Origin of the sequence: Cellulomonas pakistanensis, from assembly GCF_016862755.1 — a bacterium.
Classification (GTDB): Bacteria; Actinomycetota; Actinomycetes; order Actinomycetales; family Cellulomonadaceae; genus Cellulomonas; species Cellulomonas pakistanensis.
Map to the genome: position 1 here is coordinate 177,169 of NZ_BONO01000003.1, position 15,207 is coordinate 192,375.

Annotated in this window: 10 protein-coding genes, 1 pseudogene and 1 riboswitch; of the genes and pseudogenes, 3 read left to right on the top strand and 8 right to left on the bottom strand. The window is 76.9% G+C overall.

Annotation, left to right across the window (positions count from 1 at the left end; all coding sequences use genetic code 11):
- Positions 1 to 17 precede the first annotated feature (17 nt).
- The 4 genes and pseudogenes from pulA to purN form a co-directional block, all read right to left on the bottom strand.
- Positions 18 to 3,761 (bottom strand): annotated as a pseudogene (gene pulA, locus Cpa01nite_RS03340) (pullulanase-type alpha-1,6-glucosidase); the annotation flags it as partial.
- A 226-nt stretch (positions 3,762 to 3,987) separates the two neighbouring features.
- Complete coding sequence (gene purH / locus Cpa01nite_RS03345) at positions 3,988 to 5,619, bottom strand: bifunctional phosphoribosylaminoimidazolecarboxamide formyltransferase/IMP cyclohydrolase (protein ID WP_203667339.1); 1,632 nt, start codon at positions 5,617 to 5,619, stop codon at positions 3,988 to 3,990.
- A gap of 49 nt (positions 5,620 to 5,668) precedes the next feature.
- Positions 5,669 to 5,760: riboswitch (ZMP/ZTP riboswitch) on the bottom strand.
- Between the two features lie 34 nt (positions 5,761 to 5,794).
- Positions 5,795 to 6,019: a PLDc N-terminal domain-containing protein gene (locus Cpa01nite_RS03350; protein ID WP_203667340.1), complete on the bottom strand. Its 225-nt coding sequence runs from the start codon at positions 6,017 to 6,019 to the stop codon at positions 5,795 to 5,797.
- Between the two features lie 75 nt (positions 6,020 to 6,094).
- On the bottom strand, positions 6,095 to 6,754 hold the full coding sequence (purN, locus tag Cpa01nite_RS03355; RefSeq protein WP_203667341.1) for a phosphoribosylglycinamide formyltransferase: 660 nt from the start codon (positions 6,752 to 6,754) through the stop codon (positions 6,095 to 6,097).
- A gap of 159 nt (positions 6,755 to 6,913) precedes the next feature.
- Here purN and Cpa01nite_RS03360 point away from each other — a divergent pair, with 159 nt between their 5' ends.
- Positions 6,914 to 7,537 (top strand): hypothetical protein, encoded by a 624-nt coding sequence (locus tag Cpa01nite_RS03360; protein ID WP_203667342.1) that lies wholly within the window; start codon positions 6,914 to 6,916, stop codon positions 7,535 to 7,537.
- A 47-nt stretch (positions 7,538 to 7,584) separates the two neighbouring features.
- On the opposite strand, the gene Cpa01nite_RS03365 is transcribed toward Cpa01nite_RS03360, so the two are convergent.
- From Cpa01nite_RS03365 to sucC, 4 genes are all read right to left on the bottom strand, one after another.
- A complete protein-coding gene (locus Cpa01nite_RS03365; RefSeq protein WP_203667343.1) occupies positions 7,585 to 8,952 on the bottom strand; it encodes a cell division protein PerM in 1,368 nt (455 codons plus the stop codon).
- A gap of 211 nt (positions 8,953 to 9,163) precedes the next feature.
- Positions 9,164 to 11,689 carry an RCC1 domain-containing protein gene (locus tag Cpa01nite_RS03370; RefSeq protein ID WP_203667344.1) on the bottom strand — a complete coding sequence of 842 codons (2,526 nt, stop codon included), beginning with the start codon at positions 11,687 to 11,689 and terminating at the stop codon, positions 9,164 to 9,166.
- 374 nt (positions 11,690 to 12,063) lie between these two features.
- The gene (gene sucD, locus Cpa01nite_RS03375) at positions 12,064 to 12,960 is read right to left on the bottom strand and encodes a succinate--CoA ligase subunit alpha (protein ID WP_147794277.1); all 897 of its coding nucleotides are present in this window, start codon (positions 12,958 to 12,960) and stop codon (positions 12,064 to 12,066) included.
- Between the two features lie 38 nt (positions 12,961 to 12,998).
- Positions 12,999 to 14,183 (bottom strand): ADP-forming succinate--CoA ligase subunit beta, encoded by a 1,185-nt coding sequence (gene sucC, locus Cpa01nite_RS03380; protein WP_203667345.1) that lies wholly within the window; start codon positions 14,181 to 14,183, stop codon positions 12,999 to 13,001.
- Positions 14,184 to 14,356: 173 nt separating this feature from the next.
- On the opposite strand from sucC, the gene Cpa01nite_RS03385 reads away from it, so the two are divergent.
- Positions 14,357 to 14,590 carry a helix-turn-helix domain-containing protein gene (locus Cpa01nite_RS03385; RefSeq protein WP_203667346.1) on the top strand — a complete coding sequence of 78 codons (234 nt, stop codon included), beginning with the start codon at positions 14,357 to 14,359 and terminating at the stop codon, positions 14,588 to 14,590.
- 31 nt (positions 14,591 to 14,621) lie between these two features.
- A complete protein-coding gene (locus Cpa01nite_RS03390; RefSeq protein ID WP_203667347.1) occupies positions 14,622 to 15,173 on the top strand; it encodes a Clp protease N-terminal domain-containing protein in 552 nt (183 codons plus the stop codon).
- Positions 15,174 to 15,207 lie beyond the last annotated feature (34 nt).

Below are 15,207 nucleotides of genomic sequence, written 5' to 3' on the forward strand. Positions count from 1 at the left end.
GCGGTCGGCTGGACGCATCATGGCAGACGGTCGACCACCCCCACGCGCTCCGCGGCGGCCCGTGCGCGGGACCGGGCGCGGACCAGGAGGGTGCCGCCGACGAGCGCGGCGAGGGCGCCGAGCAGGCCGAGGAGCACGTGGGCGCCGGTGACGGCGAGCGCGCCGCCGGTGCCGCCGCCCGCGCCCGGGCCAGCCGCGGCGGGGTCGCCGTCGGTGCCGCCCGCGGGGTCGCCGCCCCCGCCGGGGGTGCCCGGGTCCCCGGGCGTGCCGGGTGTGCCCGGGGTGCCAGGGTCGACCGGCCCCGTCGCGTCCTGCGGCTGCACCAGCACCGCCACGGTGCGCGCCGGCACGGTCACGGTCCCGGTCGCCGCGTCCCACGTCGTGGTCCGGACGACGTCGTCCGCGCCGGCGGCCTGCACCGGCGACAGCGCGTACGCCGCGCCGGCCAGCCCCGGCAGCTCCTGCGTCACCGCGTCGGGCGACGCGTTAAACACCACGAGCAGCCCGTCCAGGTCCGCGTCGACGTCCGGCCCGGCCTTGTCGTCGACGTGCATGACGATCACGCCCGGGGTCGCGCCCGCCCCGGCGTCGGGGAACGTGAGCTTCTGCCGGATCAGGTCGGCGTCGCCGAGCCGGAACAGCGGCGTCGAGAACCGCAGCCGCAGCAGGTCGTCCGCGGCCGCACGGGCCGTGGCGATGTCCGCGGCGGTCGGCTTCAGGGCCGCGTCCTCGAGCAGCGGGCGCATCTGCGGCCACTTCTCGGCGTTCGCCCACGCGCCGGGCAGGCCGCGGCCGAAGCCGTTGTCCTGCCCGGTCCAGTCGATCGCGTTGAACCAGTCGCCGGAGTCGTAGCTGTCCCGATCGAGCGACTTCGACCGGAGCTGGTCGGTGCCCGCGTGCCAGAACGTCACCGTCTGCGCGAGCGCCGCGGTGGCCTGCGACAGCGTGTTCATCCGCACCCGGTCGGCCATCGAGGTGCTCTGCGGCAGCTTGATGGTCAGCAGGTCGAACAGCGTCTCGTTGTCGTGGGCGTCGACGTACGTGACGACCTCCTCCGGCGAGTCCGCGTACCCGGCGGGCGCGCCGCGGTAGTCGACCTCGTCGCCGCGCCGCACCTCCCCGGTGTGCGTGGTCAGCTCGTAGTCCCGGAGATTGCCGGCGAGCCCGAGCCGCACGACGTCGGTCGCGAGGCCGAGGTCGGCGTACTCCGTGGCCGACCCGGTGTTCACCGTGGCCGCGTCGCCGAGCTGCGCGGGCTGCCCGTTCGGGTCGGTGGCGAGCCCGGTGCCGAAGCCCTGCGTGAACATCGACGAGCCCTCGACCGGCGACCCGCCGTGCACGGCGTCCCGGAGCCGGTCGGAGAACGTGCCGATCCCGGTTCCGCCGAGCTGGCCCTGGGTGGCCTGCTCGAACAGCGCGTTGCCGGCGACCTCGCCGAAGTCCCAGCCCTCGCCGTAGAGGTACACCGCCGACCCGTCGACGCCGTCCGCCTCGACGGTCAGCGCGTCCAGCGCCTCCCGCACGGCCAGCATGTTCTGCTTCGAGTGGTGGCCCATGAGGTCGAACCGGAAGCCGTCGACCTTGTAGTCCCGGGCCCAGGTGACCACCGAGTCGACCATGAGCTTCTCGGCCATCGCGTGCTCGGTGGCGACGTTCTGGCAGCAGGTGCTGGTCTGCACCTGCCCGGTGCCGTCGAGCCGGTGGTAGTAGCCGGGGACGACCCGGTCGAGCACCGACCTCGCGTCCTGGCCGCTGGCGGCCGTGTGGTTGAACACCTGGTCGAGGACGACGCCCAGGCCCATCTCGTGCAGGGCGCCGACCATCGTGCGGAACTCCGCGACGCGGGCGCCGCCCTCGGGGTCGGTGGCGTACGAGCCCTCGGGCGCGGTGAAGTGCCACGGGTCGTAGCCCCAGTTGAAGCCGTCCCGCTCGCGGATCGCGCCGACGGCGGCCTGCTGGTCCTCGGCCGCCGGGCCGAAGCCGGACAGGTCGGGCGTGGTCGCCTGCGCGGCGCGGTCCTCCTCGATCGACGCGATGTCGAACGTCGGCAGCAGGTGCACGGTCGTCAGGCCCGCGTCCGCGAGCTCGCGCAGCCGGGCGGTGCCGTCCGACTCCCGGGCGAACGCCAGGTAGGTGCCGCGCTCGGCCTCCGGGACGGTCTCGTCCGCGATCGAGAAGTCGCGGACGTGCAGCTCGTAGATCGTGTGGTCCACGGCCCGCTCGACCACCGGCTGGGCGGTGTCCGCCCAGAGCGCCGGCCGGTACGCCGGGTCGGCCAGGTCGACCGCGACGGCGTGCGTCGAGTTCAGGGTGAGCGCCACGGCGTAGGGGTCCGTGACGACGTTCGTCTCCACCCGCCCGGTCGACGGCACGTAGACCTCGACCTCGTACTGGTAGCGCACGCCGGCCCAGGACGGGTCGCCTGTCGCGGACCAGGTGCCGTCGGCCGCCCGGTCGGTGGCGACCCGGGTGGGGGTGGTCGACGTGTCGGCGCCCGGCGCCCAGGTCAGCAGCGTGACCTCCTGCGCGGTCGGGGCCCAGAGCCGGAACGTCGGGGCGCCGCCCGACCAGGCGACGCCGAGGTCGGCGTCGGCCGCGGCGGCGTACAGGTCGTCCAGCGCGCCCGGGGTCTGCACGCCGGTCAGCGCCGTCAGCCCGTCGGCGCCCGCCTGGGACACCTGGACCTCGCCGGTGAGCAGCGCGCCCGGGTCGGCGCCCGGGTCGAGGCGCAGGGCCACCGAACCCGCGAGCGCCGGGAAGTCGGCGAGCACGTCGGCGGGCAGGCCCGCGGGGTCGCGGGTGAGCGGGACCTCGCCCGCGCCGGCGGGCCCGGTCACGGCGCCGTCGGTCACCCCGAGCCCGCCGTCGGGCGCGTGGTGCAGCGCCCAGGTGAGCTCGGCGGGGTCCGCGCCGCCGAGCAGGTCGGCCGGCCACGCGAGCAGATCCGCGCGCACCCAGTGCGCGCGCTGCTGGCCGACGCCCGTCAGCGGCGGGTTCTCGACGGTGATCTCGAGCAGGTGCGTCGCGACGTCGTAGGCGAACGCCACCTGCTCCCCGTCGGACGTCGCGAAGGTGTAGTTGTCCCCGCCCATCGCCCCTCCCTGGCCGTAGTTGACGTCCCAGGACATGCCGTGGGCGACCTTGACCTGGTACGAGCCTGCCGGGATCTGCGTGGTCGACCACTCGTACACGCCGTCGCCGTCCGGGTCCTTCGCCCAGGTGGCCAGGCAGTCGGGCGCCCAGTCGCCGGGGCAACCCGCCGCCGCCTGGTACGAGCCCGGCAGCGTGACGACGGGGCCTTGCGCGGTGTTCTGGAAGTCGCCGGACACCGGGTCCCAGTAGAACGTGACGTCGACGGGCGCGCCGCCCGGGGCGCCCGGGACGGTGTAGGCCACGTTCGCGCCCGCCGGGTCGCCGCCGAGCCCGAGCGCTCCGTCCCAGCCGCCGTCGAAGGCGACCTTGTACTCGTAGTCGCCGGGCGGCAGCGCGAAGGTGCCCTCCCAGACGCCGTCGGGGCGCTCGGCGAGCTCGGCCGCGGCGCAGCCGGGCTGCCAGTCGCCGGGGCAGCCCATCGCGGTGTTGTGGCTGCCGGGCACCGAGACGGTCGCGAAGGCCGCGGTCGGCGCGGCGGCGGCCTCGGGGCCGTCCGGCCCCTCCGCCCCGGCGGTCGTCGCGCCGGAGAGCAGCAGCGCCGCGGCGGCCAGCAGGGCGAGGGCGCGGCGCCGGGCGCTGCGGGGTTCGAGGGGTGTCCGGGGCGCCACGGAAGGGCGCCTGCGGGCGTGCGTCATCACAGGACTCCATCGTCGGGGGTGAGCGTCAGCAGCGCGGCTGCCTGCGACTGTACGCGTTTGCAGAAACATCCGGCAACGACCTGCAAACGGTCGTCCCACCCCCCGACGCACCGAGACCCACTGATCCGGCCGAGCCCACCCGAGAAGTTGGGGGGGCCTCGACCGGATCAGTGGGTCTCGGGGGACGCGGCGCGCGTCAGTGCGCGAAGTGGCGCGTGCCCGTCAGGTAGAGCGTCACGCCGGCCGCGGCCGCGGCGGCGACGACCTCCTCGTCGCGGACCGACCCGCCGGGCTGCACCACCGCGCGCACGCCGGCGTCCAGCAGCACCTGCAGGCCGTCGGCGAACGGGAAGAACGCGTCCGAGGCCGCCACCGCGCCGCGCGCCCGCTCGGCGTCGCCGGCGTTGGCCCGCTCGACGGCCAGCCGGCAGGAGTCGACCCGGTTGACCTGGCCCATGCCGACGCCGACCGACGCGCCGCCGTCCGCGAGCAGGATCGCGTTCGACTTCACGGCCCGCACGGCGCGCCAGGCGAACGCGAGGTCCGCCAGCGTCGCGGTGTCGGCGGCCTCGCCCGCGGCCAGCGTCCACGTCGCCGGGTCGTCGCCCGCGGCGTCGAGACGGTCGACCTCCTGCATCAGCAGCCCGCCGCTGATCGGCCGCAGCTCGACCCCGGCGGCCGGCGCGCCCTCGAGGACCAGGAGCCGGATGTTCTTCTTGCGGGTGAGCACCTCGAGCGCCTCGGGCTCGTACGCGGGCGCGACGACGACCTCGGTGAACACCTCGGCGATCTGCTCCGCCGCGGCGCGCGTGACCGTGCCGTTCGCCGCGATGACGCCGCCGAACGCGGAGACGGGGTCGCAGGCGTGGGCCTTCGCGTGCGCGTCCGCGATGTCCGCGCCGACCGCGATCCCGCACGGGTTCGCGTGCTTGATGATCGCGACCGCCGGGCCGTCGTGGTCGTGCGCCGCGCGCCAGGCCGCGTCGGCGTCGACGTAGTTGTTGTACGACATCGCCTTGCCGTGCAGCTGCTGCGCCTGCGCCAGCCCGGCAGGGCCGTACCCGGAGGTGTAGACGGCGGCGCGCTGGTGCGGGTTCTCGCCGTACCGCAGCACGTCCGCGCGGTCCCAGGTCGCGCCGACCCAGGCCGGGAAGCCGGTGCGCACGCCGTCGACCTCGTCGGTCGTGGTCGCGACGTTGCCCATCCAGGACGCCACCGCGACGTCGTAGGTCGCCGTGTGCACGAACGCCTGCGCGGCGAGCCGGGTGCGCTCGGCCAGCGTGAAGCCGCCGCCCTGCACGGCCGCGACGACCTCGTCGTACCGGGCGGGGTCGACGACGACCGCGACGCTCGGGTGGTTCTTCGCCGCCGCACGCACCATCGACGGCCCGCCGATGTCGATCTGCTCGACGCACTCGTCCGGGGTCGCGCCCGAGGCGACGGTCTGCGTGAACGGGTACAGGTTGACGACGACCAGCTCGAACGGGGCGACGCCCAGCTCGTCCAGCTGCGCCAGGTGCTCGGGGCGGCGGGTGTCGGCGAGGATGCCGGCGTGCACCCGCGGGTGCAGCGTCTTCACGCGGCCGTCGAGGCACTCGGGGAAGCCGGTCAGGTCCTCGACCCGCGTGACCGGCACGCCGGCGGCGGCGATCGTCCCCGCGGTCGAGCCGGTGGACACGAGCTCGACGCCCGCGGCGTGCAGGGCGGTCGCGAGCTCGACCAGCCCCGACTTGTCGTAGACGGAGAGCAGCGCGCGGCGCACCGGGCGGCGGGTGCCGTCGGCGGTCGGGTCGGCGACGGGCTCGACGGGCGGCAGGGCGTGGGACATGGCGGTCCTCCGGTGTGGTCGGTCGGGCACCACGGGGGTGCCGCTCGGGACCCTGCACCCAGGCGGACGGTGCATCGGCGGGACTGCCTCGGCCGCTCCCTGGTGGTCAGTTCCACCTCGACGCCAGTCACGACCGGGCACGAGCCTAGCCGACGCCGGTGGGGCGGCCGGCGGGTCAGTCGGTGCGGCGCCCCTTCGCGAAGTACGCGATCGGGCCGACCCAGTTCACCGAGATCGCGAGGCCCCAGGCCGCTTTCGGCCCGTTGACCAGCGCCGCCGGGCGCCGCGACAGGTCGCGGTACGCGGCTGCGGCGAGCGCGAGCTGCGTCGCGGTGAGCAGGACGGTGGTGACCTTGCGCCCGGTGCTGAGCCCGGACCAGCGTGCGCGTGCGAGTCTCATGGCCCGACGCTACGCGCCCGGGTCGCCGGGCGGCGCGGGCCGGAGGTCCCGGCGGCGCGGCGGGACGCGCGCCGGTCAGCCGACGGTGACCGAGCGCCCCTCGACGGTCAGCCCGCCCGCCACGATGCGGCCGACCCAGTCGACCAGCAGCCGGCGCTCGGCGACCTTGATCCGCTCGTGCAGCGTCGCCTCGTCGTCGCCCGGCTCGACCGGGACCGCGACCTGGGCGATGACCGGGCCGGTGTCGACGCCCGCGTCCACGACGTGCAGCGTGCAGCCGGTGACCTTCGCGCCGAACGCCAGCGCGTCCCGCACCGCGTGCGCGCCGGGGAACGACGGCAGCAGCGCGGGGTGCGTGTTGACGACGCGGCCCGGGAACCGGTCGAGCACCGCCGCGCCGAGGATCCGCATGAAGCCCGCCGAGACGACGAGATCCGGCCGGAACACCGCGATCGACTCGGCCAGCGCGCGGTCCCACGCGGCGCGGTCGTCGAAGTCGCCGGGCGCCACGACCGCGGTCGGGATCCCCGCCGCGCGCGCCAGGTCCAGGCCGCCCGCGGAGGCGCGGTCCGCCACGACGCCGACGACGCGGCCCGGGTACGCCGGGCCCTCGTGCGCCGCGAGCAGCGCCGCGAGGTTCGAGCCGCCGCCGGACACCAGGACGACCAGGCGGCCGGTGGCGCGGGTGGCGGGGCGGGGCGCGTCGGGGGTGCCGTGCGGGGCGGGGGCGGCCATGGGCGCCCACCCTAGCGGGGCGCCCAGGTGCGCCCGCGCGGGCCACCCCGCCGAGATGGCACCTCTCGGCTGTGCGGACGAGCCGCACCACAGCCGAGAGGTGCCGTCTCGGGACGGCCGGGTGCGCCCGCGCGCGGGGCGTGCGCGAGAATGGCGACCGTGAGCAACCCGTACGCCCCGCCCTCGTCCGACCGCGCACCCGCGGACCGCGACGGGCGCGCGGCGGGCGGCGACCCCACCGACCCGGCGGACCCGACCGGCCCCGCCGGCCCCGGCCCGACCGGACCCACCGGCCCGGGCCCCGCCGGCCCCGGTCACCCGCTGCCGCCGCACCCCGCGCCCGGCCCGCACCCGCCGCGCCCGCACCCCGGCCCGGCCGCGCCGCCGCCGTCGCCCGAGTCGCTCGCCCGCCTGGGCCGGCTCGCCCGGCACTTCTCGGTGTGGCTGCTCGCCGGCGTCGTCGTGACGCTGCTGCCGCTGCCGTGGCGGTTCGCGTCGATCGCGTTCCTGGTCGGCGCGCTCGTCGCCGGCGTGCGTGCGCTGGTGCACGTGCTGCGCACCGGGCTCCGCGGCGGGATGGGCGCGATGCTCGTCGCCGGCCTGCTGGTGACGGGGCTGGTGCTGGTCGGCGCCCTCGGCTCGCTGGTGACCTGGCGGATCGACGCCGACCGGCAGGCCTGCCTCCAGGGCGCCCTGACCCGGACGGCCGAGGCCGCGTGCGAGCGCGACTACGACGACGCGGTCGCGGACCTGACCGGCAGGCTCACCGTCGGCCGCGGCTGACCGCAGGCCTCGACCGGAGCGGTCCGCCCCGGCGGACCCCGGCGCCGTCAGCCCCGGCGCGCCGCCCCGGTCACGGCGGCCCACGCGCGGCGCACCGCTCCCGCGACCGCCGCGCGCACGTGCCGGTCGCCCGGCAGCAGCACCAGCAGCGACCCGAGGGCCACGCCCGCCGCCACGGCCAGCGCGACGAGCACCGGCTGCGGCCCCAGCTCGGTCATCCGCCCCGGCCCGATGCCGCCGCGGGACAGCGCCGCCAGCACCAGCGTGCCCAGCCCGGCCACCGCCGCCGAGACCAGCCCGGCGACGGGGGCGTCGAGCGCGCGCTCGGTGACCAGCCGGCGCCGGAGCACCGCCGCGGAGGCCGCCCCGGCGAGCAGCGTCACCACCGGGACGGCGAGCAGCACGCCGCCCGTGACGTCCGGCGCGGGGAGCGCGCCGAGCAGCGGTACCGCCGGCACCGCGCCGGCCTGCACCTCCCCCACCGCGAACGACGTCCCGGTCCCGACCGCGAAGCCCGGCCCGGCGAGCCACGCCAGCGCCCACAGCACGAGCGTCGGGGCGTACGCCAGCTCGGCGACGGCGAGCACGATCCCGCCGACCGCGTCGAGCCGCAGCGACGCGACGACGTCGGCGATCGCGCCGCGCCCCGCCACCACCCAGAGCGTGGCCAGCACGGCGGCGAGCAGCACGAGCGTCGCGAGCGCGGTCGTGCCGGCGGCGACCCCGTGCGCCACCGGCTCGGGCAACCGCGACCGCACCGGCTCGACGACGTCCCGGAACCGCGGCGCCTCCGGGCGGCGGAGCAGTCCCGCGCCGAGGCCGAGCGAGGCGACGACGGCGCCCGCCAGCAACCCGATGCCCACGTGCAGCAGCGGCACGCCCGTCGCCAGACCGACGACGAGCAGCACGCCCACGTACGCGCCGACGCCCGCGCCGAACGCCGACCGCGTCGCGTACCCGGACCGGCGCGCGGAGGCGTAGCAGCCGAACAGCGCCAGGGCGGTCAGGCCCAGCGGCACGAGCGTCACCGAGGGCGCGTCGGTCAGCGGCACGCCGTGCGCGAGCAGCCACAGGCCGGCGCCGACCTCGACCGCGCGGGTCCACGGGATGCCGCTGGTCGCCGGCGCCGCGGAGGTCGCGACGTAGGCCGCGACCGCGGGCAGCACCACGACGAGCAGCGACAGCAGCGCCGCCTGCAGCCCGGCCAGCAGTCCGCCGACCCAGCGCGGGGCGCCGTCGAGGTCGCTGACGAAGAACCGCGGCGGGGCGGAGTCGTCCACGACCCGGCGCCGCGCGCGGCCGCCGCCCACCGGTCCGGGACCGCCCGAGCCCGAGCCGCCCGAGCCACCGGACCCGCGGGCCCCGGGCGCGCCGGAGCCGCGTCCGTCGGGGCGGGTGCCGGGCGGGGTGGTCATGGCCCCATCGTCCCCGGCCGGCGGCGCCGGGCGGGCGAGGCGCCCCGGCGTGCCGCGGGGTGGAGCGGGTGGCGTGCCACACGCCGGGACGGCCCGGGTGGCCCGCCGCCCCGGCCGCTCGGACGGCACGAGCGCCGACCTCCGCGCCGGCCCCTGTCCGACCGGCCCACGCGAGGCGACGGTGGCCGCGCCCGCGGTCCGCGCCCCCGGGTCAGGCGCGGCCGCGGCGGCGCCGGACCGCGGCGCACGCGGAACCGCCGAGCACGAGGAGCGTCGCGGCCAGCACCGCACCGCGGAGCGCCGCACCGGCACCGGTGGCCGCGAGGTCGCGCCCGTCCCGCTCGACGGACGGTGGGACGTCGGCTCCGGCTCGGGGGGCCCCGGCCCCAGGGCCCGGGCCCGGCCCGGGACCGGACGCCGGCTCGACCCGCACGACGACGTCGATCCGCGCATCGGCTCCGACCCCGTTCGACGCCGCGATCGTCGCGGCGAAGTCGCCCGCCTGGACCGGGACACCGGCGACCGTGCCGCCCGGGTCGAGCGCGAGCCCCGGCGGCAGCGTGCCCGACGCGACCGACAGCGTCGCCTCCGGCGTGCCGCCCACCGTGAACGCGTAGGAGTACGCCACCCCCACCTCGGCAGGCGGCGGGTCGCCGGCCAGCGTCACCGGCTCGTGGACGACGAGCTCCACGTCGACCGTCGCCACCCCGCACTCGGCGGAGACCGCGGGGTCGTCGGCCAGCACCCGGAGGGGGTAGGTGCCCGGGGTCGTCGGCGTGCCCGACAGCACCCCGGAGACCGACAGCGCGAGGCCCTCCGGCAGCGGGCCGCCGTCGGCGGCGAGCCGCGCCTCGGCCGCGCCGGGGCCCAGGCCGAAGGCGAACTCGTACGGCTCCCCGGCCACCGCGGCGTGCGGTGCGCCGACGATCGTCGGGCAGGTGACCGAGCGGACAGCCCGGTGCGCGGTGACCGTGCCGAAGTCGTTGGTGAGCACCACCCGGTAGCGGGCCGCCGCCTCGGGTTCGTCCGGTGCGGTCACGGTCAGCCGGGTCGTCCAGGTCGTCCCGTCCACGTTCAGCTCAGGCTCGGCATCGACGTCGGCCCAGCCGCCCGCCGCGCCCTCGACCTGCCACTCCACCGCGAGGACGGCGGAGCTCGACGCGGTTGCGGTCAGCACGACCTCCTCCCCCGGGCGCGCCGCGGTGGTGACGTCCGGCTGCCCGACCAGGGCGGGGGCCACGCCGTAGGCGAACGCGCCGGGGTGGGTGAGCGTCGTCCCGCCCGTGCGCACGTGGACGTCGACCGCACCGGCGGCGTGCGGCGGCGTGACCGCGTGCACGACGGCACCCACGCGTCGCACCTCGGCCGCGGCCGCGTCGCCGAACCGGACCTCGGTCATCGCCGTGTGCACGGAGCGCGGCGCCTCGACCTGCTGGTCCGCCGGCGCGCCCAGCCCGAGCTGCCCGACGTGCCCGGTGCCCCACGCCAGCACGTCGCCGGCCTCCGTGACGGCGAACGCGCGGCGCTGCCCGAACGTGTGCTCCACCGGCCCCATGGCGAGGACGGTCACGCCGCTCAGGAGCTCGCCGTCGTACTCCAGCACGGTCGGCCGGGTGGCGTCCCGGCCACCCGCGAGGACCCCGTCGCTGGAGTCGCCCCAGCCGTAGACGCGGCCCTCCGCGTCACGCGCGAGCGCGATCCGGTGGGTCGCCGCCACCTCGACGATGCGCGCCCCCGACGGAACGGCGTCGAGGTCCAGGGCCAGCGGTGCGGGGTTCGTCGACAGGCCGACCTCGCCGGTGCCGAGCTGCCCGTAGGTGTTGCTCCCCCACGCCACCATCGACCCGTCCTCGGTCACGGCGTACGCGGCGCTGATCCCGATGGCCACGTGGACGACGCGGTGGCCCGACAGCGCGCCGGAGGTGTCGACCTCGACCGGGTGCACGGAGTCCCCGTGGATCCCGGCCCCGAGGCGACCGTTCCCGTTCCCTCCCCACGCCCAGGCGACGCCGCTCGCGGTCCGGGCGATCACGGTGGCCCGGCCGGCCGACACCTGCGCGACCGGGGACCCGCCGAGCTGCTCCGCGACCAGCGTCGGTGTCCGCACGTCGTCGAGGCTCCCGGTGCCGAGCCGTCCGAACTGCCCGCGGCCCCAGGTGTAGACCCCGGTCTCGGACACGGCGACGGCGAAGTGCTGGCCCGCGTCGACCTGGACCACCGCCCCCGCGCCGGCGGGCAGCGCCACCCGCGCGGGCGTCGCGCTCCCGCCCAGGCCGGCCCCGGGGCCGAGGCCGAGCTGTCCGTACCAGTTCCCACCCCAGGTGTAGACGGCGCCACCGCGTGTCCGCGCGATCGAGTGGTCCGCGCCGGCGGCGACCTCCACGACGTCGTCGCCGTCGAACGCCGCGCGGTCGATCGGGGTCGGCTCGAGCGCCTCGGTCACGTCACCGAGGCCCAGCTGCCCGAGCCCGCCCGTGCCCCACGCGTGGACCACCCCGTCGGCCGTCACCGCGAGGGTGTGCGCGTCGCCGGTCGACACCTGCACGAACGCCGGCGGGTCGGTGGCCTCGATCGCGACCTCGGTGCCGCCGCCGACCGGTCCGCGCGCCGGCGACACCGCCGACGGGCCCCCGGTGCCCCGACCGGGGTCGGCCCCGGCGGCGACGGCTCCCGGCAGCGCGAGGGCGACGGCCAGGAGGCCCACGGTGAGGATGCGGCGGGGGGTGCGGAGGCTCACGCGATCACCTGCTCGTCACGGCGAGGTCCGGCGCCCCGGGGGTGCGGGCGCCGGCGCGGTCCGGCGCGGTGGCGCCGTCGCGTCACGCACCCTAGGGACCCCGCAGCCGACCCCGGTCCCGGTCAGCACCTACGGAGCGACGAACGGCCCCGTCTCACCGCCGATCTGAGTGGCGCGCAGGGCTGGCGGACGACCACCTAGGTGGCGCGCCCACGCCGGCGCACCGGCGCGCGCGGGTTCGCCGGTTCCGCGCGAGGTCGCCGGTTCCGCAGGGGGTGGGACCCGCGCAACCGGCGAGCTCGGCGGCCCCGGGCACGGCGACGGGCGCCGCACCCCCGGGAGGGTGCGGCGCCCGTCGCGGTGCGGTGCGCCGGTCAGCTGAGCAGCGCGCGCGCCAGCTCGGCCGTCTCGGTCGGCGTGGTGCCGACCTTCACCCCGGCGGCCTCGAGGGCCTCCTTCTTGGCCTGCGCGGTGCCGGCCGAGCCGGACACGATCGCGCCGGCGTGGCCCATCGTCTTGCCCTCGGGGGCGGTGAAGCCCGCGACGTAGCCGACGACCGGCTTGGTCACGTGCTCGGTGATGTACGCCGCGGCCCGCTCCTCGGCGTCGCCGCCGATCTCGCCGATCATGACGATCAGGTCGGTCTCGGGGTCGGCCTCGAACGCGGCGAGCGCGTCGATGTGCGTCGTGCCGATGATCGGGTCGCCGCCGATGCCCACCGCCGTCGAGAACCCGAGGTCCCGCAGCTCGTACATCATCTGGTAGGTCAGCGTGCCGGACTTCGACACCAGGCCGATCCGGCCGGGGCCGGTGATGTCGGACGGGATGATGCCGACGTTCGACTTCCCGGGGCTGATGAGGCCCGGGCAGTTGGGGCCGAGCAGCCGGACGCCCTTGGCCTGGGCGTAGGCGAAGAACTCGGCGGTGTCCGCGACCGGGACGCCCTCGGTGATGATCACGATCAGCGGGACGCCGGCGTCGACGGCCTCGATGACGGCCGCCTTGGTGAAGGCCGGCGGCACGAAGATGACCGACACGTCGGCCTTGGTCGCCTCGACGGCCTGGGCCACCGAGCCGAACACCGGGATCGCCACGGTCAGGCCGGAGCCGTCGCCGCGGGGGAACTCGACGCTGGTGCCCGCCTTGCGCGGGTTCACGCCGCCGACGACGGTGGTGCCCGACGCCAGCATGCGGGTGGTGTGCTTGCTGCCTTCGGACCCGGTCATGCCCTGCACGATGACCTTGGAGTCCGCGGTCAGGAAGATCGCCATGGTGGGTTGTCTCTCGTCTCTCGCGTCGCTGCGGTCGGTCAGGCGGTGGCGGCCAGGCGGGCGGCCTCGGCGGCGCCCCCGTCCATGGTCTCGGCCAGCGTGACGAGCGGGTGGGCCGCGTCCCGGATGATCCGGCGGCCCTCGAGCACGTTGTTGCCGTCCAGGCGCACGACCAGCGGCTTGGTCGCCTCGTCGCCCAGGATGCCCAGCGCCGCGACGATGCCGTTGGCGACCGCGTCGCACGCCGTGATGCCGCCGAACACGTTGACGAACACGGACTTCACCTGCGGGTCGGACAGGATGATGTCCAGGCCCGCGGCCATCACCTCGGCCGAGGCGCCGCCGCCGATGTCGAGGAAGTTCGCCGGCTTCACGCCGCCGTGCTGCTGCCCGGCGTACGCGACGACGTCGAGGGTGCTCATGACGAGCCCCGCGCCGTTGCCGATGACGCCGACCTCGCCGTCGAGCTTGACGTAGTTGAGGTCCTTCTCCTTGGCGCGCGCCTCGAGCGGGTCCGCCGCGGCGGCGTCCTCGAGGGCGGCGTGGTCCTCGTGCCGGAAGTCGGCGTTGCCGTCCAGCGTGACCTTGCCGTCGAGCGCGACGACCTCGCCGGCCTCGGTCAGCACGAGCGGGTTCACCTCGACGAGCGTGGCGTCCTCCTCGCGGTAGACGTCCCACAGCTTCGTGAGCACGGCGGCGACCTTCGGGCCGATCTCCGCGTCGAAGCCGGCGGCGGCGACGATCTCGTCGGCCTTGGCCTGGTCGATGCCGGTCCGCGGGTCCACCGGGACCTTCGCGAGCGCCTCGGGCCGCTCGACCGCGAGCTGCTCGATCTCCATGCCGCCCTCGACGCTCGCCATCGCGAGGTACTGCCGCTCCGCGCGGTCGAGCAGGAGGGAGAAGTAGTACTCCTTCGCGATGCTCGCGCCGGCGGCGATCATCACGCGGTGCACGGTGTGGCCCTTGATGTCCATCCCGAGGATCTCGCCGGCGCGCTGCTCGGCCTCCTCGGCGGAACGGGCGATCTTGACGCCGCCGGCCTTGCCGCGGCCGCCGGTCTTCACCTGCGCCTTGACGACCACCACGCCGGTCGCGCCGTCGGCGCCCAGCAGGGTCTCGGCCGCCGCCCGCGCCTCGGAGGGCGTCGTCGCGACGATCCCTCCCAGGACGGGTACCCCGTGCCGCTCGAAGATGTCACGTGCCTGGTACTCGAACAGGTCCACCTGCTGCGGTCCTTCCCTCGCCCTGCGGTCCCGTAGGGGGCTGGCTGCTCTGCCGCGGACGATCGTAGCCCGCGGCCGGAGCTTTATCTCCACGTCGAGATATGTGACCCAGGTCGCACGGCCGGCGTCAACCTCTCTTGACACTGCGCCGCAGTGTCAAGCAGAGTTGACGCATGACCGGCACCGACCCCACCACCGACTCCGCCGACGGCGCGCTCGCCGCGGCGACGGCCGACGACCCCGCGACCGGCCTGCGCGCCGTGCGCTCGCTGCGGGTGCTCGCCGACCGGCTGGAGACCCTGCAGGTCGGCCGGGCCCGCGAGCTCGGCTGGTCCTGGCAGGACATCGCGGACGCCCTCGGCGTGAGCCGGCAGGCCGTCCACCAGAAGCACCACCGGCGCGACTGACCCCGCCGGGACCCAGCGAGAGGAGACGACCATGTTCGAGAGGTTCACCAGCGGCGCCCGCGCCGCGGTCGTGCAGGCCCAGGAGGTCGCGCGCGACCTCGGCGACGCCCGGATCACGCCGGCGCACCTGATCGTGGCGGTCGCGTCCGTCGACGACCCCGCGGCCGCGGCGCTGGCGGCGCACGGCGCCGGCAGGGCGGCGCTGCTCGACGCGTTCGACGGCGACGGGCTCGACCCGGCGGCCCTCGCGGCGCTGGGGATCGACCTCGACGCCGTCCGGCGTCGGGCGGACACCGTGTTCGGCGCGGGCGCCCTCGACCGGGCCGACCGCGCGCGGCGCGGCGGCGGCCGGCGGTCGCCGGGGCACCTGCCGTTCACGCGGGACGCGAAGAAGACGCTCGAGGTCGCGCTGCGTGAGGCGGTCCGGCTCGGGCACCGGCGCATCGAGGCCGGGCACGTGCTGCTCGCGGTCGTCCGCCTGTCCGACACCGACGGGCACGCGCTGCTGCGCCGCGCCGGCGTCGACCCGGCCGCGCTGGCCGCGGACGTGACGGCCCGCCTGGGCGGCGCGGCGGCGGCCTGACCCGCCGGGTCGGGCGCGGCAGCCCGACGCGGCG

What these genes read in the sequence shown, in the direction of transcription:
- purH (WP_203667339.1), bottom strand. Translation starts at nt 5,619, where the DNA reads ATGTCCCACGCCCTGCCGCCCGTCGAGCCCGTCGCCGACCCGACCGCC.
- Cpa01nite_RS03385 (WP_203667346.1), top strand. Translation starts at nt 14,357, where the DNA reads ATGACCGGCACCGACCCCACCACCGACTCCGCCGACGGCGCGCTCGCC.
- sucD (WP_147794277.1), bottom strand. Translation starts at nt 12,960, where the DNA reads ATGGCGATCTTCCTGACCGCGGACTCCAAGGTCATCGTGCAGGGCATG.
- Cpa01nite_RS03365 (WP_203667343.1), bottom strand. Translation starts at nt 8,952, where the DNA reads ATGACCACCCCGCCCGGCACCCGCCCCGACGGACGCGGCTCCGGCGCG.
- Cpa01nite_RS03350 (WP_203667340.1), bottom strand. Translation starts at nt 6,019, where the DNA reads ATGAGACTCGCACGCGCACGCTGGTCCGGGCTCAGCACCGGGCGCAAG.
- purN (WP_203667341.1), bottom strand. Translation starts at nt 6,754, where the DNA reads ATGGCCGCCCCCGCCCCGCACGGCACCCCCGACGCGCCCCGCCCCGCC.
- Cpa01nite_RS03390 (WP_203667347.1), top strand. Translation starts at nt 14,622, where the DNA reads ATGTTCGAGAGGTTCACCAGCGGCGCCCGCGCCGCGGTCGTGCAGGCC.